Raw genomic sequence first — 255 nt, 5'->3', positions numbered from 1 at the left:
CCGGTCTGCTGCTGCGCGGCACCAAGCGTGACGACGTCCAGCGCGGTCAGGTCCTGTGCAAGCCGGGTTCGATCAAGCCGCACACCGAGTTCGAAGGCGAAGTGTACGTGCTGTCGAAGGACGAAGGTGGCCGTCACACCCCGTTCTTCAACGGCTACCGCCCGCAGTTCTACTTCCGTACCACCGACATCACTGGCGCCGCCAAGCTGCCGGAAGGCGTCGAGATGGTGATGCCGGGTGACAACGTGAAGATGG

The 255-nt window shown here is 63.5% G+C and carries 1 pseudogene; it reads left to right on the top strand.

Features of this window, described 5'->3' with window-relative positions:
- Positions 1–255 (top strand): annotated as a pseudogene (locus tag QMX79_RS20990) (elongation factor Tu); the annotation flags it as partial.

The organism is Stenotrophomonas sp. PS02300 (assembly GCF_029959395.1).
GTDB lineage: Bacteria > Pseudomonadota > Gammaproteobacteria > Xanthomonadales > Xanthomonadaceae > Stenotrophomonas > Stenotrophomonas maltophilia_AD.
This window is presented reverse-complemented; position numbering and strand designations above follow the sequence as displayed.